Source organism: Embleya sp. NPDC127516 (assembly GCF_044765325.1).
Lineage (GTDB): Bacteria > Actinomycetota > Actinomycetes > Streptomycetales > Streptomycetaceae > Embleya.
On record NZ_JBIWJT010000011.1, the window covers coordinates 321,491 to 347,826 of the forward strand.

The 26,336-nt window shown below is 71.1% G+C and carries 20 protein-coding genes; 17 read left to right on the forward strand and 3 right to left on the reverse strand.

The features are described 5' to 3' along the window. The first annotated feature begins 4 nt into the window (after positions 1-4). From mrdA to ACIRL2_RS23290, 3 genes are all read left to right on the forward strand, one after another. Positions 5-2,239 carry a penicillin-binding protein 2 gene (gene mrdA, locus ACIRL2_RS23280; protein WP_395863462.1) on the forward strand — a complete coding sequence of 745 codons (2,235 nt, stop codon included), beginning with the start codon at positions 5-7 and terminating at the stop codon, positions 2,237-2,239. After that, positions 2,236-3,486, forward strand: coding sequence for a rod shape-determining protein RodA (gene rodA / locus ACIRL2_RS23285; RefSeq protein ID WP_395862908.1), 1,251 nt, complete (start codon positions 2,236-2,238; stop codon positions 3,484-3,486). The genes mrdA and rodA overlap by 4 nt, the downstream gene beginning before the upstream one ends. Before the next feature lie 143 nt (positions 3,487-3,629). Continuing rightward, the gene (locus tag ACIRL2_RS23290; RefSeq protein WP_395862906.1) at positions 3,630-5,570 is read left to right on the forward strand and encodes a TIGR03960 family B12-binding radical SAM protein; all 1,941 of its coding nucleotides are present in this window, start codon (positions 3,630-3,632) and stop codon (positions 5,568-5,570) included. A gap of 121 nt (positions 5,571-5,691) precedes the next feature. Here ACIRL2_RS23290 and ACIRL2_RS23295 read toward each other — a convergent pair whose 3' ends face one another. Next, positions 5,692-6,264, reverse strand: a complete 573-nt coding sequence (locus ACIRL2_RS23295) for a hypothetical protein (RefSeq protein WP_402234290.1) — start codon at positions 6,262-6,264, stop codon at positions 5,692-5,694. A 276-nt stretch (positions 6,265-6,540) separates the two neighbouring features. Here ACIRL2_RS23295 and ACIRL2_RS23300 point away from each other — a divergent pair, with 276 nt between their 5' ends. From ACIRL2_RS23300 to ACIRL2_RS23345, 10 genes are all read left to right on the forward strand, one after another. Continuing rightward, positions 6,541-7,359: a hypothetical protein gene (locus ACIRL2_RS23300; RefSeq protein ID WP_395862902.1), complete on the forward strand. Its 819-nt coding sequence runs from the start codon at positions 6,541-6,543 to the stop codon at positions 7,357-7,359. A gap of 71 nt (positions 7,360-7,430) precedes the next feature. After that, positions 7,431-8,303 carry a TIGR03936 family radical SAM-associated protein gene (locus ACIRL2_RS23305; RefSeq protein ID WP_395863460.1) on the forward strand — a complete coding sequence of 291 codons (873 nt, stop codon included), beginning with the start codon at positions 7,431-7,433 and terminating at the stop codon, positions 8,301-8,303. A gap of 203 nt (positions 8,304-8,506) precedes the next feature. After that, positions 8,507-12,031, forward strand: a complete 3,525-nt coding sequence (locus tag ACIRL2_RS23310) for an Rne/Rng family ribonuclease (RefSeq protein ID WP_402234292.1) — start codon at positions 8,507-8,509, stop codon at positions 12,029-12,031. A 209-nt stretch (positions 12,032-12,240) separates the two neighbouring features. Continuing rightward, a complete protein-coding gene (gene rplU, locus ACIRL2_RS23315; protein WP_380029162.1) occupies positions 12,241-12,555 on the forward strand; it encodes a 50S ribosomal protein L21 in 315 nt (104 codons plus the stop codon). An 11-nt stretch (positions 12,556-12,566) separates the two neighbouring features. Continuing rightward, the gene (gene rpmA / locus ACIRL2_RS23320) at positions 12,567-12,821 is read left to right on the forward strand and encodes a 50S ribosomal protein L27 (RefSeq protein ID WP_020550744.1); all 255 of its coding nucleotides are present in this window, start codon (positions 12,567-12,569) and stop codon (positions 12,819-12,821) included. A 111-nt stretch (positions 12,822-12,932) separates the two neighbouring features. Further along, positions 12,933-14,375, forward strand: a complete 1,443-nt coding sequence (gene obgE / locus ACIRL2_RS23325; RefSeq protein ID WP_395862898.1) for a GTPase ObgE — start codon at positions 12,933-12,935, stop codon at positions 14,373-14,375. Between the two features lie 118 nt (positions 14,376-14,493). Then, positions 14,494-15,597, forward strand: coding sequence for a glutamate 5-kinase (gene proB / locus ACIRL2_RS23330; RefSeq protein ID WP_395863458.1), 1,104 nt, complete (start codon positions 14,494-14,496; stop codon positions 15,595-15,597). A gap of 117 nt (positions 15,598-15,714) precedes the next feature. Next, positions 15,715-16,044: a hypothetical protein gene (locus ACIRL2_RS23335; RefSeq protein ID WP_395863456.1), complete on the forward strand. Its 330-nt coding sequence runs from the start codon at positions 15,715-15,717 to the stop codon at positions 16,042-16,044. Between the two features lie 150 nt (positions 16,045-16,194). Then, entirely contained in the window at positions 16,195-17,907 is a 1,713-nt protein-coding gene (locus ACIRL2_RS23340) for an ABC transporter transmembrane domain-containing protein (protein ID WP_402234295.1), read from the forward strand. After that, positions 17,904-19,643, forward strand: coding sequence for an ABC transporter ATP-binding protein (locus ACIRL2_RS23345; protein WP_402234297.1), 1,740 nt, complete (start codon positions 17,904-17,906; stop codon positions 19,641-19,643). The genes ACIRL2_RS23340 and ACIRL2_RS23345 overlap by 4 nt, the downstream gene beginning before the upstream one ends. Before the next feature lie 335 nt (positions 19,644-19,978). Here the strand turns inward: ACIRL2_RS23345 and ACIRL2_RS23350 are convergent, their stop codons facing one another. Then, the gene (locus ACIRL2_RS23350) at positions 19,979-21,529 is read right to left on the reverse strand and encodes a fatty acyl-CoA synthetase (RefSeq protein ID WP_402234298.1); all 1,551 of its coding nucleotides are present in this window, start codon (positions 21,527-21,529) and stop codon (positions 19,979-19,981) included. Between the two features lie 127 nt (positions 21,530-21,656). Here ACIRL2_RS23350 and ACIRL2_RS23355 point away from each other — a divergent pair, with 127 nt between their 5' ends. The 3 genes from ACIRL2_RS23355 to ACIRL2_RS23365 all read left to right on the forward strand — a co-directional run bounded on the left by ACIRL2_RS23355 (position 21,657) and on the right by ACIRL2_RS23365 (position 24,898). Then, positions 21,657-22,919: a glutamate-5-semialdehyde dehydrogenase gene (locus ACIRL2_RS23355; RefSeq protein ID WP_395862890.1), complete on the forward strand. Its 1,263-nt coding sequence runs from the start codon at positions 21,657-21,659 to the stop codon at positions 22,917-22,919. Positions 22,920-23,120: 201 nt separating this feature from the next. Further along, positions 23,121-23,783 carry a hypothetical protein gene (locus ACIRL2_RS23360; RefSeq protein ID WP_395862889.1) on the forward strand — a complete coding sequence of 221 codons (663 nt, stop codon included), beginning with the start codon at positions 23,121-23,123 and terminating at the stop codon, positions 23,781-23,783. 65 nt (positions 23,784-23,848) lie between these two features. After that, the gene (locus tag ACIRL2_RS23365) at positions 23,849-24,898 is read left to right on the forward strand and encodes a hypothetical protein (RefSeq protein WP_402234301.1); all 1,050 of its coding nucleotides are present in this window, start codon (positions 23,849-23,851) and stop codon (positions 24,896-24,898) included. Positions 24,899-24,905: 7 nt separating this feature from the next. Here the strand turns inward: ACIRL2_RS23365 and ACIRL2_RS23370 are convergent, their stop codons facing one another. Next, a complete protein-coding gene (locus tag ACIRL2_RS23370) occupies positions 24,906-25,982 on the reverse strand; it encodes a M48 family metallopeptidase (protein WP_402234303.1) in 1,077 nt (358 codons plus the stop codon). Between the two features lie 159 nt (positions 25,983-26,141). On the opposite strand from ACIRL2_RS23370, the gene ACIRL2_RS23375 reads away from it, so the two are divergent. Further along, positions 26,142-26,291, forward strand: a complete 150-nt coding sequence (locus ACIRL2_RS23375; protein WP_395862883.1) for a hypothetical protein — start codon at positions 26,142-26,144, stop codon at positions 26,289-26,291. Positions 26,292-26,336 lie beyond the last annotated feature (45 nt).

Below are 26,336 nucleotides of genomic sequence, written 5' to 3' on the forward strand. Positions count from 1 at the left end.
ACGCATGCCCAGCCTGCTCAACTCCGGCCGCTCCAAGGGAGACGGCGCGCACAGCGTGCGGGCCCGTATGGTGATCCTGCAGATCCTGGTCCTGTCGCTGATGATCACCCTCTTCGGCCGGCTGTGGTACCTGCAGATCCGCGAGGGCGACCACTACGCCGCGGCCGCGTCGCAGAACCAGGTCCGAGACGTGGTGACCCCGGCCGTGCGCGGGCAGATCCTCGACGACAAGGGCCTCCCGCTGGTCAACAACCGCACCGCGCTGGTGGTCTCGGTCAGCCGCACCGAACTGCTGCGGATGCCCGACTCCGGCGCCGCCGTGCTGACCCGGCTCGCCGAGGTGTTGCAACTGCCCGCCGACGAGGTCAAGGCGCGCACCCGGCTGTGCGAGCGCAACGTGCCCAAGCCGTGCTGGAACGGCTCGCCGTACCAGCCGATCCCGGTCACCGACAACGCCACCACCGAGCAGGCGCTGACCATCATGGAGCATCGCGAGGACTTCCCCGGGGTGACCGCCGAGCCCACCGCCGTGCGGCAGTACCCGGCGCCCGAGGGGGCCAACGGCGCACACGTCGTGGGCTACCTCTCGCCGGTCTCCGACGACGAGTTGAGCAAGCAGAAGGCCGAGGGCAAGAAGGACCTCCAGCGCGCCGACGAGGTCGGCCGCAGCGGTCTGGAGCGCACCTACGACGCGGACCTGCGCGGAAAGTCCGGGGTCACCGGGCTGTCCGTGGACCACCTCGGCCGGGTCACCGGCACCGTCTCGGAGACCGCGCCGGTGCCCGGCAACCACCTGGTGACCAGCATCGACGCGAAGATCCAGGCGATCACCGAGCAGCAGTTGGACGAGGCGATGAAGCGGGCCCGGGCGACCTTCGACGCGGGCAACACGCACAAGAACTTCGTCGCCGACGCGGGCGCGGCCGTGGTGATGGACATCAAGACCGGCCGGGTGATCGCGATGGCCAGCGCGCCCAACTACGACCCGTCGGTGTGGGTGGGCGGCATCTCGCCGGAGGACTACAAGGCGCTCACCGACGAGAAGGCCGGCGTACCGCTGGTGGCCCGGGCCATACAGGGTCAGTTCGCGCCGGGCTCGATCTTCAAGGTGATCTCCACCTCGGCCGCCGCCGAGTCGGGCTACTCCACCAAGGCCAACTACGACTGCTCGCCCAGCATCACGGTCGGCGGCACGACCTTCAACAACCTGGAGTCCAGGGGCTACGGCCCGATCTCGCTCCAGCGTGCGCTGGAGGTCTCCTGCAACACCGTCTTCTACGGCATCGGCTACGACATGTGGCTCAAGGACGGCGGGATCTTCGGCAAGAACCCCAAGGACCCGATGGTCACCATGGCCAAGAACTACGGCCTGGGCGCGCCCACCGGGATCGACCTGCCCGGCGAGTCCGGCGGCCGGATCGCCGACCGGGCCTGGAAGAAGCGCAACTGGGAGCAGAACAAGGACGCGTGGTGCAAGCAGGGCGACACCGGCAACGAGTACGTGGACAAGATCGCCAAGGAGAACTGTGTCGACGGGTGGCAGTTCCGCGCCGGTGACGCGATCAACTTCGCGATCGGCCAGGGCGACACCACGGTCACCCCGTTGCAGATGGCCCGGGTGTACGCGGCCATCGCCAACGGCGGCACGTTGTGGAAGCCGTCCATCGGCAAGGCCGTGATCAGCCCGGAGGGCAAGCTCGTGCGCGAGATCCAGCCACAGGCGACGGCCAAGCTGCCGATAAGCGACGCGACGGTGAAGTACCTGCAGAACGCGCTGATCGGCGTCGAGATGAACGGCACCGCGGCCGGCGTCTTCGCCAACTGGCCGAACGCGGAGATGCCGATAGCGGCCAAGACCGGCACCGGCTCGGTGTACGGAAAGCAGAGCACGTCCTGGTTCGCCACCTACGGCGGGCCCAAGGACGGCCCGCAGTACGCCGTGGTGATGATGGTCAGCCAGGGCGGCACCGGCTCCGGTACCTCGGGTCCGTCCGTCCGCAAGATCTACGAAGCGCTGCTCGGCGTCGACGAGAAGGGCGCGATCGACCCGGCCAAGGCGTTGCTGCCCGCCCCGCCCACGGGGCTGCCGCACGTCAAGGAGGACGGCACCGTCGTGCCGGCCGCCCACCTGCTCCCGCCGCACCCGGGCGGGAACAACGCTCCCACCACTACCGCGATGTCCGCGCCCGGGGCACTGCCGCCCGATCGCGTGGTCTACCGGACGGGGAGAGGGACATGAGCCTGAAACTGCGACCCGCCTCGCGGGTGGCCGGATTCGGTACACCGGACCTGGGCCGACTCGCGCCGGTGTTCACCCCGCGCCGGTCGATCACCCGACAGATCATCCAGCGCGACGCCCCGGTGCGTCGGCTGGACTGGATACTCCTGGGCCCGGCGCTCGCGCTGTCCGTGGTGGGCTCCCTGCTGGTGTGGTCCGCGACCCGCAATCGGCGCGGACTCACCGGCGGCGACCCGCAGTTCTTCTTCAAGCGGCACCTGCTCAATCTGGCGATCGGGCTGGTTCTGGCAACAGTGGTGGCGATAATCGGTCACCGTCGGATAAGGGCCTTCGCGCCGTTCGTCGGGATCGTCGCCGTGCTCGGCTTGATGGCCGCGCTCAGCCCGCTGGGCAGCACGATCAACGGTCAGCGGGCCTGGATCCAACTGGGCGCTGGTTTCTCGGTGCAGCCCGCCGAGTTGGCCAAGATCGCGATCATCCTGTGCATGGCGATGATCCTGTCCGAACGGGTGGACACCGGGGACCTGGCCAGACCGGGCGACAAGGCGGTGTTCTGGGCGCTGGCGGTGGCGGCGCTGCCGATGGCGGTGATCATGCTGATGCCCGACCTCGGTTCGGTCATGGTGCTGGCGATGATCGTGCTCGGCGTGCTGCTCGCGTCCGGTACGCGGGCGCGCTGGATGATCGCGCTGATCATGATGGCCGCGGCCGGCGCGGGCGCGGTCGTGCGCCTCGGGCTGCTCAGCGAATACCAGATCGACCGGTTCCGGGCCTTCGCCAATCCGGACTTCGATCCGGGCGGCGTCGGCTACAACACCGTGATGGCCCGGCTGGCGATCGGCTCGGGCGGGCTCACCGGCAAGGGGCTGTTCCACGGCGAGCAGACCAGTGGCCAGTACGTACCCGAACAGCAGACCGACTTCGTCTTCTCGGTGGCGGGCGAGGAACTGGGCTTCATCGGCTGCAGCGTGATCATCGCGCTGTTCGGGATCCTGCTGTGGCGCGGGATCCGGATCGCGCTGCACGCCGACGACCTGTACGGCACGATCGTCGCGGCCGGCGTGGTCGCCTGGTTCGCCTTCCAGGCGTTCGAGAACGTCGGGATGAACCTGGGCATCATGCCGGTGGCCGGGTTGCCGCTGCCGTTCGTCTCCTACGGCGGATCGTCGATGTTCGCGATCTGGATGGGGATAGGGCTGTTGCAGTCGGTGCACATGCGGCACGCCGGCGCCTTCAAGTCGGCCTGAGCCGAGCCGGCCCGTCGGCCTCGCACAGGCCGCCGGCCACCCGTCGCGGGCGGGCCCCCACCGGGCAACCCGGTAGGGGGTCCGCCCGGATCGCGTTAGGCTGGGAGGTCGATCCCCCTCCCAGCCCCATCGGAAGGACCGCCATGCCCGTCGAGTCCCTGTTCCCGCGTCTGGAGCCGCTTCTGCCCCAGGTGCAGAAGCCCATCCAGTACGTCGGTGGCGAGCTCAACTCGACCGTCAAGGACTGGGACGCGTGCACGGTCCGCTGGGCGCTGATGTACCCGGACGCGTACGAGGTCGGCCTGCCCAACCAGGGCGTGATGATCCTGTACGAGGTTCTCAACGAGGTCGCCGACGTGCTCGCGGAGCGTACCTACGCGGTGTGGGGCGACCTGGAAAAGCTGATGCGCGAGCACGACGTGCCGCAGTTCACCGTGGACGGCCACCGGCCCGTCGGCGCGTTCGACGTGTTCGGGCTGAGCTTCTCCACCGAGCTGGGCTACACGAACATGCTCAACGCGCTCGACCTGGCCGGGATCCCGATCGAGGCCAAGGACCGCACCGAGGACCACCCGATCGTGCTCGCCGGCGGACACGCCGCGTTCAACCCCGAGCCGATCGCGGACTTCATCGACTGCGCCGTGGTCGGCGACGGCGAGCAGGCCGTGCTCCAGATCACCGACATCATCCGGGCCTGGAAGGCCGAGGGCCGCCCGGGCGGTCGGGACGAACTGCTGTTCCGCCTCGCGGTCACCGGCAACGTCTACGTGCCGCGCTTCTACGACGTGGACTACCTCGACGACGGCCGGATCCAGCGGGTCGCGCCGAACCGCTCGGGCGTGCCGTGGCGGGTGTCCAAGCACACCGTGATGGACCTCGACGAGTGGCCCTACCCCAAGCAGCCGCTGGTCCCGCTCGCCGAGACCGTGCACGAGCGCATGTCGGTGGAGATCTTCCGCGGCTGCACCCGCGGTTGCCGGTTCTGCCAGGCCGGCATGATCACCCGGCCGGTGCGCGAGCGCAGCATCAAGGGCATCGGCGAGATGGTCGACAAGGGCCTGAAGGCGACCGGCTTCGAGGAGGTCGGCCTGCTGTCGTTGTCCTCCGCCGACCACACCGAGATCGCCGAGGTGGCCAAGGGCCTCGCGGACCGCTACACCGACGACAAGATCGGCCTGTCGCTGCCGTCCACCCGGGTGGACGCGTTCAACATCGACCTGGCCAACGAGCTGACCCGCAACGGTCGCCGCTCGGGTCTGACCTTCGCCCCCGAGGGCGGCAGCGAGCGGCTGCGCAAGGTGATCAACAAGATGGTGTCCGAGGAGGACCTCATCCGCACGGTCGCCACCGCGTACGGCAACGGCTGGCGCCAAGTGAAGCTCTACTTCATGGTCGGCCTGCCCACCGAGACCGACGAGGACGTGCTGCAGATCGCGGACATGGCCAAGAAGGTCATCCAGAAGGGCCGCGAGGTCTCCGGGAGCCGGGACATCCGCTGCACGGTGTCGATCGGCGGGTTCGTGCCCAAGCCGCACACCCCGTTCCAGTGGGCCCCGCAGCTCGACCCCGCAGCCACCGACGCGCGACTGCACAAGCTGCGCGACGCGATCCGCGCGGACCGGCAGTACGGCAAGTCGATCGGCTTCCGCTACCACGACGGCAAGCCGGGCGCGATCGAGGGCCTGCTCTCGCGCGGCGACCGCCGGGTGGGCCGGATCATCCGCGCGGTCTGGGAGGACGGCGGCCGATTCGACGGCTGGAGCGAACACTTCAGCTACGACCGCTGGGTGCGCTGCGCCGACAAGGCGCTGGCCGACGAGCCGGTGGACCTGAACTGGTACACCACCCGCGAACGCGAGTGGAACGAGGTGCTCCCGTGGGACCACCTCGACTCCGGCCTGGACAAGGACTGGCTGTGGGAGGACTGGCAGGACGCCCTCGACGAAACCGAGGTCGACGACTGCCGCTGGAGCCCTTGCTTCGACTGCGGCGTATGTCCGCAAATGGGCACGGAGATCCAAATCGGCCCCACGGGCCAGAAGTTGCTGCCGCTGTCGGTCAAGCAACCGGCCGCGCAGGGCTAGCACCGGGATGAGGCGTGGGCCCTCCGGGGCTCGGAACGAACAGGCGGTCGGACGGCGAGTCCGGCCGCTTTTCGTTTCCGTGCGGGGCGCTGCGGCGGGCGAGGCGGTGCCGGATGCCGCGTTACTTTTCGAGGTTCTGCTTCAGCTCCGCCCCGGCGCCGACCCTGCTCACGCCGAGGGTGCGTGACGGTTCGTGGCGGTTGACCTCCACGGCGGCGGACGAACGGCCGGACGCTCCGCCACCCGCGGCGGGTACGAAACCCGTTGCCGCGCTCTTCGCCAACGACTTGTCGACGTCTGGCGCCTTGGCCCGGGGGGCGGGCTTCTTCCCGAGCAATTCCTTGTCCCGGAAGGCGGCGACGTCCGCGCGGAGGCTCTCCCCGAACGCTTTTGTCGCTTCGGAATCCGACACCGCGCGTGCTGGGGGTCCGGGCTTCTCGAGATCCTTTGGCTCGCGCTTCTTGGTGTCCTTTCCCACGCCCGGCCTCGCTACGGAATTCGGGGGAAACCGCTGCTGGTTGTCCCTGGCGGCGCGCCGCCTCTGCTCCTTGGGCATGTATCGCAGTGGGTCGGGTGCGGGGGTCGGAGCCTCGCCATCGGTCTCCTTCGCCGGTGACGCTCCGACCGGCCCTTGGGTGAGCTTGCTGCGGAACAGTTTCCCCAATTCATAGGCGATTGTTCCGATTTCATTCATCTTTGCCACTGTGCACCGCCTTTACGAAGTCGTCGCAAGAGTGCGGGACCCTTCCGGCCTACACCCTGCACCAACCGACGGAAGCTGCCCAGCCCTTCGGGCGCAGTCGGGTTCGCCTGCCTCGTCGGCGGCGCCGAGTGCACCTAGGCGGCGGCGCGGGTCGACGCGCGGTCGAGCCGGGCCGTCGGTGCGCGCCGTCGGGTAGTCGCATGGTCACACGAGGCAGCAATGGTGGTCCCGGCTCCTTGTCGGTGGCAGGGCCACTAATCTTCCCGGGTGAATGCAAACGGGGAGCAACCGGAACCGGCGCCGTGGACGCCGTCGACGAGCAATCACCGGCCGGGGCCGCCGAGCGGGCCCGAACCGACGTGGCAGCAGCGCGCCGAAGGCACGCGCACCGCCGGCGGCCCCGAACCGGGCGAGGGGTGCCTGTACGCGGTGGTCCGCTGGCCGGCCCGGATCATCGCGCTGATCATCGTGGTCCCGCTGCGGCTGCTGTGGGAGTTGTTGCGACTGATCGGCAGGGGGATCAAGTTCCTGTTCTGGACCTGGTTCCTGCGGCCGATCCTCAAGGGTCTGAAGATTCTGCTGTGGGACTGGTTCCTGTACCCGGTGCTCAGCTTCGTCGGCCGCTACATCCTGGTTCCGATCGGCAACGCGATCGCGTGGCTGGTGACCCACCTGCTGATCCGCCCACTCGTCTTCCTGTTCAGGTACGTGCTGCTCAAGCCCGCGACGTGGCTGTGGCGGTACGTGCTGCGTCCGGTCGGACGCGTGACGCTGCAGGCGCTGCGGTTCGCGTGGGAAGTGTCCACCGCCGTCCTGAACTTCCTGATCGTCCGGCCGCTGTCGTGGTTGTGGCGGGCCGTACTGGTCCCGATCGGTCGCGGCATCGCCGTGGTCTGGCACCACCTGGTGGTACTGCCGGTGTCCTGGGCGTGGCGCAACGTGCTCACGCCGATCGGCAGGGCCATCCGCGCCGTGTGGCGATTCGTCGTCGTGGCACCGCTGCGCTGGGTCGGCCGCACCATCCTGCGGCCGATCGGCCGGGCCACCGGGGAGGTGCTGCGGGCCATGGGAATCGGGGGCCGCTGACCCGACCCGTCCGATGGCCGTACGCTTGGATCGACTTCTGCCCACCCACTTGAGCCAAGGACTGAGCGAAACTGGCACGACGTACGCCCGAGGGACCGCCGCCCGCGCCGACGGTCCAGCGACTGCGCCTCCGGTACACCAAGCGCGGCCGCCTCCGGTTCACCAGCCACCGGGATTTTCAGCGCGCGTTCGAGCGGGCCCTGCGTCGGGCGGAAGTGCCGATGGCCTATTCCGCCGGTTTCACCCCCCACCCCAAGGTGTCCTACGCGGGAGCGGCGCCCACCGGCGTCGCCAGCGAGGCCGAGTACCTCGAGATCGGCGTGGCCACGCACTGTGACCCGGCGCGACTGCGAGACCTGCTCGACGCATCGCTGCCGAGCGGTCTCGACGTGCTCGAGATCGTCGAGGCACACGGCGGCAACCTGCCCGAACGCCTCGAGGCGTCGGTCTGGGAGCTGCTTCTCGCCGGGGTCACCCACGAGGAGGCCGAGCGGGCGGTCGGCGTGTTCCTGGCCGCGGAGACCGTCGAGGTCCAGCGGATGAGCAAGAACGGAATGCGCACATTCGACGCCCGAGAGGCGGTGATCGCGCTGACCGTCACCACCCCCGACGGGAACGACGCAGGTCACCCGGGTGTCGATGCGGGTAGTGCCGCACCTTGTGCGATACTGCGACTGGTTGTCCGGCACACCACACCCGCCGTTCGACCCGACGACGTTCTGTCCGGTCTTCGCATGGTCGCCGAACTTGTTACGCCCACCGCCGCCGCGGTCACCCGCCTGGCGCAGGGGCCGCTCGACGCCGCGACCGATTCGGTGACCGACCCGCTCGCGCCCGACCGCGCAGCAGCATCGGCGGTGGAGCACACCTCACAGGGGGACGAGGTACTCCGGACCGGCCCGCAGGGCGGTGCAGAACCCGTCGTCGAAGCCTCGAATCGGTGACGACCGGGTACACGAGGCCCAAGGCTTGAATTTCCGACAGACTTATCGCCCGGTCACGGCCGCAAGGCCGGGACCGGCGAGTGAGAGAGAAGCTTCCGCGCGGCGCCCTGCGTTGGAGCGCCCGGAAGCGTGACGGGAGACAGACCCGCATGCTCGACACCGAGCCCAACGACACGCCTGAGACATCAGGTACACCCGGGGTTGTGAACTCCGGTACTTCCGACAACGACAACAGCACGAAGGACGACACGGCCACGACGCCGGCACCCCGCCGCCGTCGCAGGGCCGCCAGTCGACCCGCAGGACCGCCGAGCGTGCCCTCTGCCGAGGCCGCGCCGGTTCCGGCTGCCGTGACACCCGAGGTTGCCGAGCCCTCCGACGAGGAGGAGCCGGAGGCCGAGGAGGCCGCGGTGGTCGAGCCCGAGCCCGAGCCCGAGCCGGAGGCCCCGCGACGTGCGCGGCGCACCCGCAAGCGGGTGACCGCGCCGGTGACCGACACGGCCGAGGCCGCGGCCGCACCGGCGGAGGCCGCCGAGGCCGCGCCGGCCGAGGTCGAGCCGGAGCCCGAGGAGGCACCCCGGCGAGTCCGGCGTACCCGCAAGCGGGCGGCGGTCGCTCCCGAGGCGACCCCGGACGAGGTCGTGCCCGAGCCCGCTCCCGAGCCGGCCCGGGCCGAGTCCGGGCAGCCGGAGACCGAGGCCGAGCCGGCCGAGGAGGCACCGCGGCGTACCCGGCGTACCCGCAAGCGGGCGGTGCCCGCCGCCGAGGCGATCGAGGAGACCCCCGTCGCCGAGGCCGAGCCGGTCGTCGAGGCCGCGCCCGAGCCGGAGCCCGAGGCCGCACCCGAGCCGCGGACCCGCAGTGGTCGCAAGACGCCGCCGCCGGTGTTCCAGCCGCTGTTCCAGGCCCCGCAGGCGGCCGTCTTCGCCGAGCCCCAGCGCGCGGCCGAGCCGGCCCCGGCGCCCGCCGCCGCCGAGCCCGAGACCGAGACCCGCACCGAGTCGGACGAGCCGCGTGGTCGGCGTCGCCGACGCCGTGCGCTGCCGGTGGACGAGGTGCACACGGCGGCCGAGGCCGAGCCGCAGGACTCGCGCTACCAGGACGAGCAGGAGCGGCACGTGGGCCGCGCGGTCACCGCGACCGAGCAGCCCGAGGCCGCGCAGGAGCCGGAGGGCTCCGAAGCGCACGAGGACGACACCGAGGGCGACCGCCCGACCCGTCGCCGTCGGCGCGGTGGTCGTCGTCGCCGCGGTCGCGGTGACGACGGTGCCGAGGACGGCGGCTCCGACGAGGACGGCGAGCAGCAGGCCGAGGGCGTCGGCGACGGTCCCGACGACGACGAGGACACCGACGAGCCGGGCGACCCCGGGGCGACCACGAGCAGCCGGCGTCGGCGTCGGCGCCGCCGTCGTGACGGTGCGGCCGACGACGTCGCGGCCGAGCCGCAGGACGACCCCGAGCGCACCGTGGTCAAGGTGCGCGAGCCGCGCAAGCGTGAGGCGCTCAGCGAGAGCCCGACCGACGAGGTGCAGGGCGTCAAGGGCTCGACCCGCCTGGAGGCCAAGAAGCAGCGCCGCCGCGAGGGGCGCGAGCAGGGCCGTCGGCGGGTGCCGATCATCACCGAGTCGGAGTTCCTGGCCCGCCGCGAGGCGGTCGAGCGGGTGATGGTCGTCCGGCAGAACGGCGAGCGCACCCAGATCGGCGTGCTCGAGGACGACGTGCTCGTCGAGCACTACGTCAACAAGGAGCAGGCCACCTCGTACGTCGGCAACGTCTACCTGGGCAAGGTCCAGAACGTGCTGCCGTCGATGGAGGCCGCCTTCGTCGACATCGGCAAGGGCCGCAACGCGGTGCTGTACGCCGGCGAGGTCAACTTCGAGGCGGCGGGCTTCAGCGGCCCGCGCCGGATCGAGGCCGTGCTCAAGCCCGGCCAGTCGGTCCTGGTACAGGTCACCAAGGACCCGATCGGCCACAAGGGCGCCCGGCTGACCAGCCAGGTCTCGCTGCCCGGTCGGTACCTGGTCTACGTGCCCGAGGGCACCATGACCGGGATCAGCCGCAAGCTCCCGGACACCGAGCGGGCGCGGCTGAAGACCATCCTCAAGAAGATCGTGCCGGAGAACGCGGGCGTCATCGTGCGCACCGCCGCCGAGGGCGCGACCGAGGAGGACCTGACCCGCGACGTGACGCGGCTGCAGGCGCAGTGGGAAGAGATCAAGAAGAAGTCCAAGATGATCACGACCAGTTCGCCCTCGCTGCTGTACGGCGAGCCGGACATGACGGTTCGGGTCATCCGCGACATCTTCAACGAGGACTTCTCCAAGCTGATCGTCTCGGGCGACGAGGCGTGGGACGTCGTCCACGACTACGTCGGCCACGTGGCCCCCGACCTGGCCCCGCGGTTGTCGCGGTGGACCAGCGAGGTGGACGTCTTCGCGACGTACCGCATCGACGAGCAGCTGATGAAGGCGCTGGACCGCAAGGTCTGGCTGCCCAGCGGCGGCTCGCTGGTGATCGACCGCACCGAGGCGATGGTCGTGGTCGACGTCAACACCGGGAAGTTCACCGGTCAGGGCGGCAACCTCGAGGAGACCGTCACCCGCAACAACCTGGAGGCGGCCGAGGAGATCGTCCGCCAGCTCCGGTTGCGCGACCTCGGCGGGATCATCGTCGTCGACTTCATCGACATGGTCCTGGAGGGCAACCGCGACCTCGTGCTGCGGCGCCTGATGGAGTGCCTGGGCCGGGACCGGACCAAGCACCAGGTCGCCGAGGTGACCTCGCTCGGCCTGGTCCAGATGACCCGCAAGCGGGTCGGCCAGGGTCTGCTCGAGGCCTTCTCGGAGAACTGCGAGCGGTGCAACGGGCGCGGCGTGATCGTGCACATGGACGCGCCGGAGACCAAGGGGCACGGCAACAGCGGCCACAGCCACGGCGGCAACGGCAACGGTGCCTCCGCCGGTTCCGGGCGGCGCAAGCGCAACAAGGGCGGCAACGCCGACAAGAACGGCAGCGGTCCGATCACCGAGATCGTCGACACCGACGAGTCGATCGACCTGGACGGCCCGGAACTCGACGACGTCGCGGTGGACACCGTGCTGCCCGAGGTCGCCGCACTCGGCTCGGTCGAGCCGGTCGAGGTCGCCGAGGCGATCGAGGCCGTGGAGACCGCCGAAGCCGCCGAGGTTGTCGTCGAGCCGGAGCCGGCCCCGCCGGTCGAGGCCGAGCCGACCACCGAGGTCGAGGCCGAGGCGCCGGTGATCGAGGCCGAGCCGGTCGAGGTCGACGTGGTGGAGGCGGCCGAGGCCGTCGAGGAGGCCGAGGAGGCCCCCGCGCCGGCCAAGCGGGTGCGCAAGACCGCCGCCAAGAAGACGGTCGCCAAGAAGGCCGCGGCCAAGACCGCGCCGGCGAAGAAGACCGCCGCCGCGAAGACGCCTCGGAAGTCGGCCAAGAAGGTCGCCGCCGAGGCCGCGGCGAGCGAGGCGCCGGCCGAACAGCCGGTCGCCGAGCCGACGCCGGAGCCGGCCGCGAAGGCGACCAGGGCCACGAAGGCCGCGGCCAAGGCCAAGGCGCAGGCCGCCGAGGCCCCCGCCGAGGTCGAGCCGGCCAAGCCCGCCAAGGCCGCCGCCAAGCCGCGCAAGACGTCGCGGCGGGCGACCCGGCCCGCCGGTCCGCCGGAGGGTGCCGTGGACGGCGCCGAACCGGTTTCGGCGGCGAGCGGAAGCTGAGTCACGACGGGTCCGCCCCGGGGTCCAACCCCGGGACGGACCCGTTTGGCCTTCGCCCCCGGGCATCCTGTAACCTTTGCCCTTGGTGTGCTTAGGCACAGGCTCCTGAGCAACCACCCTCCGGATCGCAAGCTTCGGAGGAGGCCCCCGATTTCTGTTCGGTGTGGCTGGCTTCAGGGGCTCGGACCCTGCAGAGAGAGAGATCCACGGTGTACGCGATCGTTCGCGCCGGTGGCAGGCAGCACAAGGTTGCCGTCGGTGACGTCGTCCAGGTCGACCGCATTCGCGGTGCGGCGGGCACGGCAGTTGAGCTTCAGGCCATCCTCGTCGTAGACGGTGAAGCCGTGACGAGTGACCCGTGGGTCCTCGCGGGTGTGAAGGTGACGGCCGAGGTCGTCGATCACACCAAGGGCAAGAAGATCGACATTCTGAAGTACAAGAACAAGACCGGTTACCGCAAGCGCATGGGTCACCGCCAGCAGCACACCCAGCTTAAGATCACCGGCATCAACTCCGGGAAGTAGGGAGAAGCGACATGGCACACAAGAAGGGTGCATCTTCCACCCGGAACGGCCGTGACTCGAACGCTCAGCGCCTCGGCGTCAAGCGCTTCGGCGGCCAGGTCGTCAACGCCGGCGAGATCATCGTCCGCCAGCGTGGTACGCACTTCCACCCCGGCACCAACGTCGGTCGCGGTGGCGACGACACGCTGTTCGCGCTGTCGGCCGGCGCCGTGCAGTTCGGTACCGCGCGCGGTCGTCGCGTCGTGAACATCGTCCCGGCGGAATAATCACGCCGCGGCATTCGCTTTGACACCCGAGGGCGGACCCCATGCGGTCCGCCCTCGGTTGTTTGTCCACAGTGTTTCGCTCCCCGCTCGGGGAGCCGAGGAGGAATCCACGTGACGACCTTCGTCGACCGCGTCGTGCTGCATGTCGCGGCGGGTAACGGGGGCCACGGCGTGGCCTCCGTCCACCGGGAGAAGTTCAAGCCGCTCGGCGGCCCCGACGGTGGGAACGGCGGGCGGGGCGGCGATGTCACGCTGGTCGTGGACGCCAACACCACCACACTGCTCGAGTACCACCACCACCCGCACCGCAAGGCCACCAACGGCAAGCCCGGCGCCGGCGCCAACCGCACCGGTCCCAACGGCGCCGACGTGATCCTGCCCGTGCCGGACGGCACCGTGGTCAAGCGACTGCTCCCCAACGGCGACGAGGAATTCGTCGAGGACCTGGTCGGCAACGGCGCCAGCTACGTGATCGCCCAGGGCGGTCGCGGCGGCCTGGGCAACGCGGCTCTGGCCTCTCCGCGCCGCAAGGCCCCCGGCTTCGCGCTGCTCGGCGAGCCCGGCGAGGCCGGCGACTTCGTCCTGGAACTCAAGACCGTCGCGGACGTCGCGCTCGTGGGTTACCCGAGCGCCGGCAAGTCCTCGCTGATCGCCACGCTCAGCGCCGCACGCCCCAAGATCGCCGACTACCCGTTCACCACCCTGGTGCCGAACCTGGGCGTGGTCACCGCCGGCGACGTGGTCTACACCGTCGCCGACGTGCCCGGGCTGATCCCCGGCGCGAGCGAGGGCAAGGGACTGGGCCTGGAGTTCCTGCGGCACGTCGAGCGCTGCAAGGCGCTCGTCCACGTGCTGGACTGCGCGACGCTGGAGCCCGGCCGCGACCCGATCAGCGACCTCGACACGATCGAGGCCGAGCTGAAGGCGTACGGCGGCTTGGAGGACCGGCCGCGGATGGTCGCGCTGAACAAGATCGACGTGCCCGACGGCAACGACCTCGCAGACATGGTCAAGGCCGAGCTGGAGGGGCGCGGGCTCCAGGTGTTCGCGGTCTCCGCGGTCAGCCGGGCGGGCCTGCGCGAGTTGTCCTTCGCGATGGCCGCGCAGGTGCAGGGCGCGCGCGACGCCGCGCCGGCGCCGGAGGCCACCCGGATCGTGCTGCGGCCGACCGCGGTCGACGACAGCGGCTTCACCGTCACGCGGCGCGACGAGGCCTTCATCGTGCGCGGGGCCAAGCCCGAACGCTGGGTGCGCCAGACCGACTTCAGCAACGACGAGGCGGTGGGCTACCTCGCCGACCGGCTCGCCCGACTCGGCGTCGAGGAGGCGCTGTGGTCGGCCGGGGCCGTCCCCGGTGCCGAGGTCGTCATCGGCGACGACGTCACCGGCGTGGTCTTCGACTGGGAGCCCACCGTGGCGGCCGGCGCGGAGATGCTGGGCCGACGCGGCGAGGACCACCGCCTGCAGACCCACCGCCCGGCGGTGGACCGGCGCCGCGAGCGCGAGGCGATCGAGACGCAGTACGAGGAGTTCGACCCGTTCTCGGACTCGTGACCGGCGGGCGCTCCTCGGATGATGGTGATTCCTGAAGATTCCGGGTGATTCCGGATGCTTTCGAACGGGGAAGGCAGGGCCTGAAGTGCTCACTGGGGCCGGCGCGGCGCGCGAGGACGTGACCTCCGCGCGCCGCATCGTGGTCAAGGTCGGTTCGTCTTCGTTGACGACCGCCCAGGGGGGCCTGGACGCGGATCGCGTCGACGCCCTCGTGGACGTGATAGCGGCCAAGCGGGCCGAGGGGGTCCAGGTCGTCCTGGTCTCCTCCGGCGCGATCGCCGCCGGGTTGGCCCCGCTCGGACTGGCCCGCCGACCACGCGACCTGGCCACCCAGCAGGCCGCCGCGAGCGTGGGACAGGGACTGCTGGTGGCCCGCTACACCGCGTCGTTCGCGCGCTACGGCCTGCGGGTGGGCCAGGTGTTGCTGACCGTCGACGACGTCACCCGGCGCGCGCACTACCGCAACGCCTACAACACGCTGGACAAGCTGCTGGCGATGGGCGCGGTGCCGGTGGTCAACGAGAACGACACGGTGGCCACCGAGGAGATCCGGTTCGGCGACAACGACCGACTCGCCGCGCTGGTCGCCCACGTCGTGCACGCCGATCTGCTCGTGCTGCTCTCCGACGTGGACGGGCTCTACGACGGCGACCCGGCCAAGTCGACCTCCTCGCGGGTTCCGTTCGTGCACGGCCCCGAGGATCTCGAGGGCATCGAGATCGGCAAGGCCGGCAAGGCCGGTGTGGGCACCGGCGGCATGGTGACCAAGGTCGAGGCGGCGGGTATCGCGACCTCGGCGGGCATCCCCGTGGTGCTCACCGCAGCCCGTTTCGCATCCGACGCGCTGGCCGGCAAGGACACCGGAACGCTCTTCCACCGCACCGGAGTTCGCACCGCCGACCGACTGCTGTGGCTGGCCCACGCGAGCACCGCGCGCGGTCGCCTCACCCTCGACCCCGGTGCGGTGCGGGCCGTCGTCGAGCGGCGCAGCTCGCTGCTGCCTGCCGGGATCACCGGTGTCCAGGGCGGTTTCGTCGCCGGCGATCCGGTGGACCTGGTTGACGAAAACGGTCACATCGTGGCCCGCGGACTGGTCAACTTTGATGCGAAGGAACTGCCGGGCCTGTTCGGGCGATCGACCCGAGAGTTGGCCCGGGAGTTGGGTCCGGCCTACGAGCGCGAGGTCGTCCACCGCGACGATCTGGTGCTGCTGCGCCGCTGAGCGACGACCACGGAAGATCAGCAGCTCGCCGACGGGAGGCCGGCCGTGCCGGAGCGTGGGGACCGCCCCTGGGGACAGCCCAACACGAGGGCGGAGGCCGACGACGGCGCGGGCCGCATGTGGCACATCACGCTCACCCTCGCCGGCAAGCCGGGTGATCCCGAGGACGTGCGGCGGGCGCTGGAACGGCTCGCCCACGAGCACCCGTTCCTGCTCGCCGGACGCTACGCGGCCGACCACGCGGAGGTGCGGTACTGGGAGGAGGCGCCCAACCTGCACGACGCGGCGGCGATCGCGATGCGGCTGTGGGGCGAGCATCGACAGAGCGCGGGGCTGCCGCCCTGGGAGCTGATCGGCCTGGAGGTGGTGGACCGCCCGACGTACCAGACGCGGGCCGGCGCGCCGGCTCCGCTGCCGGTGCAACCGGGCCGGGTGCAGCCCTTCTAGCGCCGACACCGGCCGCGTTCGGCCTGCGCCCGGCGGCGGGACCGGGTCTCGTCCCGGGCCGATTTCGGGCCGTTCGGGCCGCGTGTCGGCGTGGGTGTCGGCGAATAATGCGTGGCCCGAAAAACTCTCGCGCGTTAGCGTCGCGGGACAATGCGTACGTTTCCCGTCGCCGACCCCGGCGATCCCGATATCCGGTCGGCGGGCCGATTCCTGATCTGGCTCGCCGCTCGTTGTCGCCGGACGATCACCATGGGCATCCTGTGGGCGTCGGTGTGGATGGTCGCGCAGGCGCTGATGCCCGCCGCGGTCGGCCGTGCGATCGACGCGATCGAGGAGCGCGACGAGCGGGGACTGCTCGGGTGGTCCGGCGCGCTGTTGGGCATCGCGGTCCTGATCGGCTTCACCGGGATCATGCGCCACCGCAACGCGGTCGCCAACTTCCTGGACGGCGCGTTTCGCACGATCCAACTGGTGACCCGGCACGCGTCCCGGCTCGGTGCCGCGCTCCAACGCCGGATCGCCTCCGGCGAGGTGGTCGGCGTGGGCACCTCGGACGTGGACGCGATCGGCTCGATGCTGGACATCACCGCCCGCGGCTGCGCGTCGGTCGTCACGCTCGGCGTGGTCGCGGTGGTGCTGCTGAACATGTCGGTGCCGCTGGGCCTGCTCGTGCTGATCGGCGTGCCGCTGCTGATGGGCCTGGTCTCGCTGCTGCTGCGCCCGCTGCACCGACGCCAGAACGACTACCGCGAGTTGCAGACCGGCCTGGCCGATCGGGCCGTGGACATCGCCTCCGGCCTGCGGGTGCTGCGCGGGATCGGCGGCGAGCGCACCTTCGGCGCCCGCTACCGGCGCGAGTCGCAACAGTTGCGGGTGGCCGGCGTGCGTACCGCCCGGGTCGAATCCCTGCTGGAGGCGGCGCAGTTCCTGGTACCCGGCTTCTTCGTCGCGTTCGGCACCTGGCTGGCCGCCCGGTTCGCGCTGGACGGGCGACTGACGGTCGGTCAGATGGTGTCCTTCTACGGCTACGCGGCGTTCCTGACCGTGCCGCTCTCCACCCTCACCGAGGCCGCCGACCGGATCGTGCGCGGCCACGTCGCGGCCCGGCGGGTCACTCGCGTGCTGGCCCTGGAACCGGGCGTGAACGACGCCGCCGAACCCGCCGCGTGGCCGCCGTCCGGCGACCTGGTGGACCGGCGCTCGGGCCTGGTGGTCCGGCCCGGCACGCTGCTGGGCATCGCCTGCGAGGACCCGCAGGACGCGCCCGCGCTCGCCGATCGGCTCGGCCGCTACGAGGACGCCGACGTGCTCTACGGCAACGTGCCGCTGGCCGACCTCGCGCTCGCCGACGTGCGTGCGCGGATCCTGGTCGCGCACCACGACGCGGGCCTGTTCTCCGGGCCGCTGCGCCGCGAACTGACGCCGGGTGACGGCGAAACGGGTGATCTGGCGGCGGCGGTGCGGGTGGCCTGCGCCGAGGATGTGATCGACGCGCTGGATGAGGGGTTGGACACCGAGATCGCGGCGCGCGGCCGGGAGTTCTCCGGCGGCCAGGTGCAACGCCTGCGGCTGGTGCGGGCGTTGGTCGCGGATCCGCAGACGCTGGTGTTGATCGAGCCGACCAGCGCGGTGGACGCGCACACCGAGGCGCGGATCGCGGACCGGCTCGCCGCCCATCGCCGCGGTCGCACCACGGTGGTCGCGACCACCAGTCCGCTCGTCCTGGACACGCTGGACGAGGTCGCCTACATCGAGGACGGGAAGGTCATGGCGGTCGGTCCGCATCGTGAACTGCTGGCCGGCGAACCGAGGTACGCCGCACTGGTCACCCGGGTCGACGACGAAGAGTTGGAGGACGCGTGAGCGCGCGGGAACTGCTGCCGATCGCGCCGGCCGCCGAGGTGGGCCGGCACGCGGTGCGGCTGCTGCGCGAGCGGCGTCGGGATCTGATCCTGACCGTGCTGTTCTACGCGCTCGCCGCGGTGGCCGGTCTGGTCGCGCCCCGGCTGCTCGGGGTCTTGATCGAGAAGGTCCGCGCGGACAGCCCGACCCGCACGATCGACCTGTTGGGCCTGGGTATAGCGGGCGCGCTGTTGCTCCAGGCCCTGATCGTGCGGCAGGCCGCGGTGGCCGCGGCGCGGCTCGGCGAGGGGCTGCTCGCGCAGGTCCGCGAGGAGTTCGTGGACCGGATCCTGGACCTGCCGCTGTCCACCGTCGAGCGGGCCGGCTCCGGTGACCTGCTCGGGCGGGCCAACCGGGACGTGGCCGCGATGTCGCGGTCCGCGCGGCGGGCGGTGCCGTCGGTGCTGGTCGCGGTGGTGACGATCGTGCTGACCCTGGTGGGGTTGTTGCTGCTCAACCCGCTGCTGGTGCTGCCGCTGCTGATCACGGTGCCGCTGCTGATCCCGGTCACGTACTGGTACCTGCGCCGCGCGCCGGCCGGCTACCTGCGCGAGAACGCGGCATGGGCGCAGGTGACCGACTCGCTCGCGGAGACGGTCGAGGGTGCGCGCACGGTCGAGGCGCTGCGGCTGGCCGACCGGCGCCGGCGGCGTGGTGACGAGGACGTCGCGCAGGCGTACGCGGCCGAGCGGTACACGCTGTGGTTGCGCACGATCTGGTTCCCGGCGGTCGACTTCGGCTACGTGTTGCCGGTGGTGGCCACCACGGCCTTCGGCGGCTGGGCGTACCTGCACGGGTGGGCCTCGCTCGGCGAGGTGGCGACCGCGGTGTTGTACGTGCAACTGATCATCGGCCCGATGGACGAGTTGCTGAACTGGCTGGACGAGGTGCAGATCTCGGCGGCCTCGCTGGCCCGGCTGCTGGGTGTGGCGGACGTGCCTTCGGATCGCGAACCCACCGACACGAAGCCGGTGGACGAGACGCTGACCGCGCGCGACGTGCGGTTCGCGTACTCGGCGGGCCGTGAGGTGCTGCACGGGATCGACCTGACCATCGAGCCGGGCGAGCGGATCGCGGTGGTGGGGCCCAGCGGGGCCGGGAAATCCACGCTGGGGCGGTTGTTGGCCGGGGTCAACGCGCCGACCTCCGGCGACGTGCGGGTGGGCGGGGTGCCGCTGGTGGGCCTGCCGCTGGACGAACTGCGCGGCCGGGTCGCGTTGGTGACGCAGGAGCACCACGTCTTCCGGGGCACGTTGCGGGACAACCTGCTGTTGGCCCGGGAGACCGCCTCCGACGACGAGGTGGTGGCCGCGTTGCGTGCGGTCGACGCGGACTGGGTGGCGGGGTTGCCGGCCGGTGTGGACACCCAAGTCGGGCCGAAGGGGCACGAGTTGACCGCGCCGCAGGCGCAACAGTTGGCGCTGGCCCGGTTGGTGTTGGCCGATCCGCACACGTTGGTGCTGGATGAGGCGACCTCGCTGATCGATCCTCGGGCGGCGCGGCACCTGGAGCGGTCGTTGGGCGCGGTGATCTCGGGGCGGACGGTGATTGCCATCGCGCACCGGTTGTATACGGCGCATGACGCGGATCGGGTTGCGGTGGTGGAGGGCGGGCGGATCACGGAGCTGGGGAGTCACCGGGAGTTGATCGCGGCGGACGGTGCGTATGCTGCGCTTTGGCGGTCTTGGCATGGGTGAGCCGGTTTGGGTTGGCCTCAAGCGCCGGCCGGGCTGGTGTGCTCAAGCGCCGCACGGGCTGAGGTTGGCCTCAAGCGCCGGCCGGGCTGAGTGGCCTCAAACGCCGGCCGGGCTGAGTGGCCTCAAACGCCGGCCGGGCTGGTGTGCTCAAGCGCCGCACGGGCTGAGTGGCCTCGAGCGCCGGCCGGGCTGAGTGGCCTCAAGCGCCGGCCGGGCTATTTGGCCTCAAACGCCGGCCGGGCTGAGTGGCCTCAAACGCCGGCCGGGCTGGTGTGCTCATGCGCCGCACGGGCTGAGTGGCCTCAAGCGCCGGCCGGGCTGGAGGGCTGGGTGGGTCAGGGGGTGGTGGTGGACAGGGTCGCGTGTTGTTCGCGGAGTTGGCGTTTGAGGATTTTGCCGCTTGGGTTTTTGGGGAGGGAATCGGCGATTACTACGTATTTGGGGACCTTGAAGCCTGCGAGGTGGGCTTTGCAGTGGTTGATTACCTGGTCTTGGGTGATTGCTTCGCCGGGGCGGGGGACTACTACGGCGGTTACGGCTTCGATCCAGTAGGGGTGCGGGACGCCGAAGACCGCGGCTTCGGCTACGGCGGGGTGGGTGTGGATGGTTTCTTCCACTTCGCGGCCCGCCACGTTTTCGCCGCCGGTCTTGACCATGTCCTTTTTGCGGTCGACGACCGTGAGGTAGCCCTCGTCGTCGAGTACACCGAGGTCGCCGCTGTGGAACCAGCCGCCGCGGAATGCCTCGGCGGTGCGCTCGGGGTCGTTCCAATAGCCCAGCATGGTGTGCGGGCCCCGGTGCACGATCTCGCCGACCTCGCCGGGCGGCACCGGCCGGTCCTGCTCGTCGACCACGATGGTCTGCACGTTCAGCCCCGCGCGCCCGGCCGATCCGGCCTTCCGCTCCTGCTCGTCCGGGCCCAGGATGGTGGCGACCGGCGACATCTCGGTCTGGCCGTAGAAGTTGTACAGCCGCAACTCCGGTAGCCGACGCCGCAGTTCCGCCAGCACCTCGACCGGCATCGCGGCCGCGCCGTAGTAGCCCTTGCGCAGACTGGACAGGTCGCGCGTGTCGAAGTCGCGGTGTCGCAGCAGCGCGATCCACACGGTCGGCGGGCAGAACAGCTTGGTCACCCGCTCGCCTTCGACGGTGGCGAGCAGCGTGGCCGGATCCGGCGCGGGCAGGATGATCGAGGTCGCGCCGAGGTAGACGTCCGGGGTCAGGAAGCAGTGCAGTTGCGCGCAGTGGTAGAGCGGCAGCGCGTGGATCTCCACGTCGTCGGCGGCCATCCCGCCGTCGATGATCGCGGTCGCGTACTGCGCGATCAGATTGCGGCTGGTCATCACCGCGCCCTTGGGGCGGGACTCGGTGCCGGAGGTGTACATGATCTGCACCGGATCGTCGTCGTCCAGTTCGAGCTCCGGCACCGGGCCGCCCTCGGCGAGCAGTGCCGCGAACGGTTCCCAGCCCGGGGCCGCCGGGCCGAACACCACGCGTAGCGCGTCGCGGCCGGCCAACGCCGCGTCGGCGGTGTCGGTCAGCTCGGGGCCGGCCAGGACGGCGGTCGCGCCCGCGTGCTCCAGGACGTAGCCGACCTCGGGCGCGGTGAGCATGAAGTTGACCGGGACCGAGATCGCGCCGAGCCGGGCCAGCGCGAAGTAGGCGACCGCGAAGCCGTGCGAGTTGCGGGCGAGCAGGACCACCCGGTCGCCCTTGCCGATGCCGCGCGCGGCGAGCGCGCCGGCGGCCTTCGAGACGGTGTCGTCGAGTTCGGCGTAGGTTTGGCGCAGCTCGCCCGCCACGATCGCGAGCCGATGCGGGAGGCGGGCGGCGGTGCGCGCGAGCAGGTCGGCGACGCCGTGCCGGCGGGCCTGTACAGCGGTCACGGATGGCTCCTTGCCTCTGTGCAGCACGTGAAGGCGTCATTGTGTCCGGCACGGCCGCCGGGCGGAAGCGTCTCGACCGCTGAAATCCTCGTGTTGATCATCGATGCGCCTAGGTAGGCTTGCCGGTATGACCAGCAGCGAAGCCTCCGCAGTCCTCGACACCGCCCGTCGCGCCCGGGAGGCCGCCGCCGTCCTCGCGCCACTGACCCGCCGGGCCAAGGACGACGCGCTGCTCGCGCTCGCCGACGCGCTCGTGGCCCGCTCGGCCGAGATCGTGGTCGCCAACACCGAGGACGTCGAGCGGGCCCGAGCCAACGGCACCGGTGAGGCGATGATCGACCGGTTGACCCTGACCGACGAGCGGATCGCCGCGATCGCCTCCGACGTACGCGACGTGGTCGGCCTGCCGGATCCGGTCGGCGAGGTGCTGCGCGGCTCGACCCTGCCCAACGGTCTCGAACTGCGCCAGGTGCGGGTGCCGCTCGGCGTGGTCGGGATCATCTACGAGGCCCGCCCCAACGTCACCGTGGACGGCGCCGCGCTGTGCCTGAAGTCGGGCAACGCGGTGCTCCTGCGCGGCTCCTCGTCCGCCTACCGGTCGAACACCGCGATCGTCGCGGTGATGCGTGACGCGATCGTCGCGGCCGGGCTGCCCGCCGACGCGATCCAGTTGGTGCCGGGCGAGACGCACGACTCGGTGAAGGAGCTGATGACCGCGCGCGGTCTGGTGGACGTGCTGATCCCGCGCGGCGGCGCCGGCCTGATCCGGACCGTGGTCGAGGGCTCCACCGTGCCGGTGATCGAGACCGGCGTGGGCAACTGCCACGTCTACGTCGACGCGCAGACGGACCTGGAGATGGCGGTGAACATCCTGGTCAACTCCAAGGCGCACCGGGTCAGCGTGTGCAACTCGGCCGAGACGCTGCTGGTGCACCGGGACGTGGCGGACGCGTTCGTGCCGCTCGCGCTGGCCGCCCTCAAGGACGCCGGCGTCACCGTGCACGGCGACGCCGCGGTGCAGGGGTACTCGGCCGACGTGGTGCCCGCCGTCGACGCCGACTGGGACACCGAATACCTGTCGTACGACATCGCCGCCGCCGTGGTGCCCTCGCTGCACGACGCGGTCGCGCACATCCGCCGGCACAGCTCCGGGCACACCGAGGCGATCGTCACCACGTCGCAGGCCGCGGCCCGCGAGTTCGTCAGCCTGGTCGACTCGACCGCGGTCATGGTCAACGCGTCGACCCGGTTCACCGACGGCGGCCAGTTCGGCTTCGGCGCGGAGATCGGCATCTCCACGCAGAAGCTGCACGCGCGCGGCCCGATGGGTCTGCCCGAGCTGACCAGCACGAAGTACGTGGTCACCGGCGACGGCCACGTGCGCTCCTGAGTGCTCGCCGGCGACGGCCACAGGCACTCCGAGTGCTCGGCGGCGACGGTCGTGTGCGCTTCCGAGTGCTCGCCGCGGCGACGGTCCGACGCGCTTCCGATCCGGGATCGGCAGCCCGGGGCGACTTCGATCGTCCTCGGGCCGCCGACCGGTCCGATGATTCGGTATCCATCGGGGTGCCTGCGGTAATACTGTCTAGGAGTGCCCGAATCACCAGGGCCAGAGTTCCCGGACGGCCCAGATTTTCCCGAGTTCTCGGAGGACGAGCTCTCCTCCGTCGTCTTCGACGAGTCGTTCGTGCGCGCCGCCCGCGTACACGAGCCCTCGGCGAACGAGCGTGGTGCGGCGGTCGATCCTGCGCCGACACCCACACCGGCCGCGCCCGAGCGGACCGACAAGAAGGCCGAACAGGCCGAGCGTTCCGACTGGTTCGACGACGGGACGTATCCACCCGACGGCGAGGACCCGTGGCGGGCCCGCACCGTTTCCTCCTCCGACCCCGGCCCGATGTTGCCGCACGTGCCGACCTGGTTCGCGGGCGAGCCGTGGGCCCGGGCGCGGGGCGCACGCTGGCGGCGCGGCGTGGCCTGGGTGCTGGCCCTGCTGATGGGCGTCGGCGTGGTGGCGATGGCGGTGACCGCCGTCTACCGCAGCGGATCCTCACAGGGCCCCACCGCTCCCCGGCAGCCGTCGGTGGACTCGGGCCGGAGCGCGACGACGGACAACAACCCGGTGTTCGCGCCGCTGCCCGGACAGGACACGTCGCAGGTGCGGATCACCGTTCCGCCCGGTGACTCCGGCGCCGCGGACGGGTCCGCACCGGTTCCCTCGGTGCCCGCCGCGGCCCGTTCGGGACCCGGCTGAGCCCCGGTCGCAACCCCTTGTCCGGGTACGTATGCACCCGCTCGCGGGCGACCTAAGCTGGGAGTATGTCCGGACGGGGAGTGCCCCCCGAAGGCCCGAACCGGGGTGGGCCCGACGGCGAGGACGAGTTCAGCGCCGTCGTCTTCGACGCGACCTTCGTGCGCGCGGCGGGACTGCACGAGCCGTCGGCACGCGAGCGGATCCACGGGGGCAAGCGACCGCACCGGCAGCGCCGGGTGTTCGGCGTGCGGGTGCGCACGCTGCGCGGCGCTCTGGGTGCGTTACTCGTGTTGTCGGTGATCGGCGGCGCGAGCTTTCTGGGCGCCCGGCGGGCCGCCGTGCCCGGGCCGCGGTTGGAGATCGGTCCGGCGGTACTGCATCGGGTCGCGCTGCTGCCGCCGGTGGGTTACGCGCCGGGTCCGCTGCCCGCCGACCCGATGTCGGCCGGCCCGGCAGCGAGTTGGGCACAGGGCGCGGCCGGGATCGTGGTCGGTGAGCCCCGCGCGACGGCGCACTTCTCGGCCGCGCGGGTGGGTCAGGCCCTGAACCTGGTCCGCGAGTTCGTGGTGGGCACCCAGCTCGACCCGACCGTGCTCGCGGGCGGTCGGCCGTGGGCCGCGCTGCCGCTGCTGCGCGCCGAGCAGCGCGATCAGCTCGGCGCGGCGCTGATCGCCCCGCGCGACGACGACACGTTCGCGCCCACCGGGTGGATCACCCGATTCGATCCGACCGCGGTCAAGGTTCTGGACGCGCCGATACGGGTCAAGGGCACGCTCGCCGCCGCCGAACACGCGCGCGCGGATCTGGTGGTCACCGCCGACGTGGTGTTCGTCTACGCGGTGGCGCAGGTCGGCGGCCCGGGGTGGACCCGCTTCGTGCTGCACCGGGTGTGGGACTTCCACCTGAACTCGTCGATGTTGCGCGACGGCCTGCTCCAGGTGCGGCGGATCCTGACCGTGGCCGGCCCGCAGGGTTGCGACGTGGACGGTTCGCTGTGGTTCCGGCCCTCGTTCACCGGTCCGGCGCCGACCGACGCGCCGCCGGCGGCCGAGCAGGTGGATCCGTTCCGCTCGGCCTCCGCCGGCACATGTGCCCGGCTGCTCGGGCTGCCCTGACGGGTGGTCAGGCGCCGCCGCCACCACCACCACTGTTGTTCGTCGAGGCCGCGCCCGGTTCTTCGCGGCGGCCGGTGAACTTGTCGCGCAGCTTGCCGCCGGCGTCCGCCGCGCCGTCGGCGAGGTCGCGGAGCAGGCCGAACAACGGGTCGGTGGTGGTGCGTACCGACTCGCGGTAGGCGTTCGCCGAGGCCTTGGCCTCCTCGCGCACCGACGCGTTCGGGTCGTCCGCACGACGCGGGTACTCGCCCGCGAGGATTCGCGCGTACTCCTCGCCGTCCGCCCACTTGCGCAGCGCGGCCACCCGGACCACCGGGAACGGGTGCGAACGGCCCAGCAGGTTCATCAACTTGAGCACGCTGTCGCGCAGGTCGCCGGCGCCCTCGTACTCGGCGGCCTGCTCCAGGAACGCGTCCGTGCTCATCTCGTGCAACTGCGAGCCGCCGGCCACCTTCATCAGCGCGCGCATCGACACCTCGGGGTCCTGCCCGACCAGCAGACCCGCACGGTCGCAGGACAGTTCGGACTTTCGGAACCACTCCTGCAACGCGGTGATGATCGCGTGCACGCCCAGCGAGCCGAGCGGGATCCCGGACAGCGCCGAGGCGAACCGGGTCAGGATCAGCAACATCGTGCGGTACACCGCGTGCCCGGACAGGATGTGCCCGGTCTCGTGCCCGATCACGGTGCGCATCTCGTCGTCGTCGAGCAACTCGACCAGGCCCGAGGTGACCACGATGAACGGCTTGTCCATGCCGATCGCCATCGCGTTCGGCTGCGGGTCCTGGGTGATGTACAACTCGGGCACGGCGGGCAGGTCCAGGATGTACGCGGACTCGCGGACCATCTCGTGCAACCGGCGGAACTGCTGCTCGCCCGCGCGCACCGAGCCCGCGAGGAAGGCGAGCCGGATGGCCCGTTCGGACACCATGCCCGACATCTGCTTGAGTACCGTGTCGAACCCGCTCAGCCGGCGCATCGCCACCAGGGCGGTGCGGTCGGCGGGATGTTCGTACGCCCGGGAGGAGATTCCGGGGAATCGCCTGCGCCCCTCGAAGGTCTCGATCGTCTTGTCGTCCGGCATACCCAGCCCCCTAGCCTCGACCAATCTGCCCCCAGACTAGGCGCGTCCGCAGCCCCGGGCTGAGGGTCGTCCCCGGAACCTGGCCGCGCGACCCGCTCTCGGCGCCCGTACGATGTCGTGCGCACACGTCGGCAAAAACTACGCAAGGGCTGACCACGGATGACCTCGCACGCGACGACCGTCCTCACCACGCTGGCCAACGAAGGCGGCAAGCACGAAAACCTGAACCCGGTGGGTGCCGGCATCGGTGCGCTGGCCGTGCTCCTGGTCCTGCTGTTCGTGGTGACGCGGTTCAACAAGGACCGCTGAGCACCTGTCGTCGAATCCGGATCCCGGGATCCGGATCACCGATAC

Excerpts from the sequence above, each read along its gene's own strand:
- mrdA (WP_395863462.1), top strand. The coding sequence starts at position 5 with ATGCCCAGCCTGCTCAACTCCGGCCGCTCCAAGGGAGACGGCGCGCAC.
- rodA (WP_395862908.1), top strand. The coding sequence starts at position 2,236 with ATGAGCCTGAAACTGCGACCCGCCTCGCGGGTGGCCGGATTCGGTACA.
- ACIRL2_RS23290 (WP_395862906.1), top strand. The coding sequence starts at position 3,630 with ATGCCCGTCGAGTCCCTGTTCCCGCGTCTGGAGCCGCTTCTGCCCCAG.
- ACIRL2_RS23295 (WP_402234290.1), bottom strand. The coding sequence starts at position 6,264 with ATGAATGAAATCGGAACAATCGCCTATGAATTGGGGAAACTGTTCCGC.
- rpmA (WP_020550744.1), top strand. The coding sequence starts at position 12,567 with ATGGCACACAAGAAGGGTGCATCTTCCACCCGGAACGGCCGTGACTCG.
- ACIRL2_RS23335 (WP_395863456.1), top strand. The coding sequence starts at position 15,715 with ATGTGGCACATCACGCTCACCCTCGCCGGCAAGCCGGGTGATCCCGAG.
- ACIRL2_RS23340 (WP_402234295.1), top strand. The coding sequence starts at position 16,195 with ATGCGTACGTTTCCCGTCGCCGACCCCGGCGATCCCGATATCCGGTCG.
- ACIRL2_RS23355 (WP_395862890.1), top strand. The coding sequence starts at position 21,657 with ATGACCAGCAGCGAAGCCTCCGCAGTCCTCGACACCGCCCGTCGCGCC.
- ACIRL2_RS23365 (WP_402234301.1), top strand. The coding sequence starts at position 23,849 with ATGTCCGGACGGGGAGTGCCCCCCGAAGGCCCGAACCGGGGTGGGCCC.
- ACIRL2_RS23370 (WP_402234303.1), bottom strand. The coding sequence starts at position 25,982 with ATGCCGGACGACAAGACGATCGAGACCTTCGAGGGGCGCAGGCGATTC.
- ACIRL2_RS23375 (WP_395862883.1), top strand. The coding sequence starts at position 26,142 with ATGACCTCGCACGCGACGACCGTCCTCACCACGCTGGCCAACGAAGGC.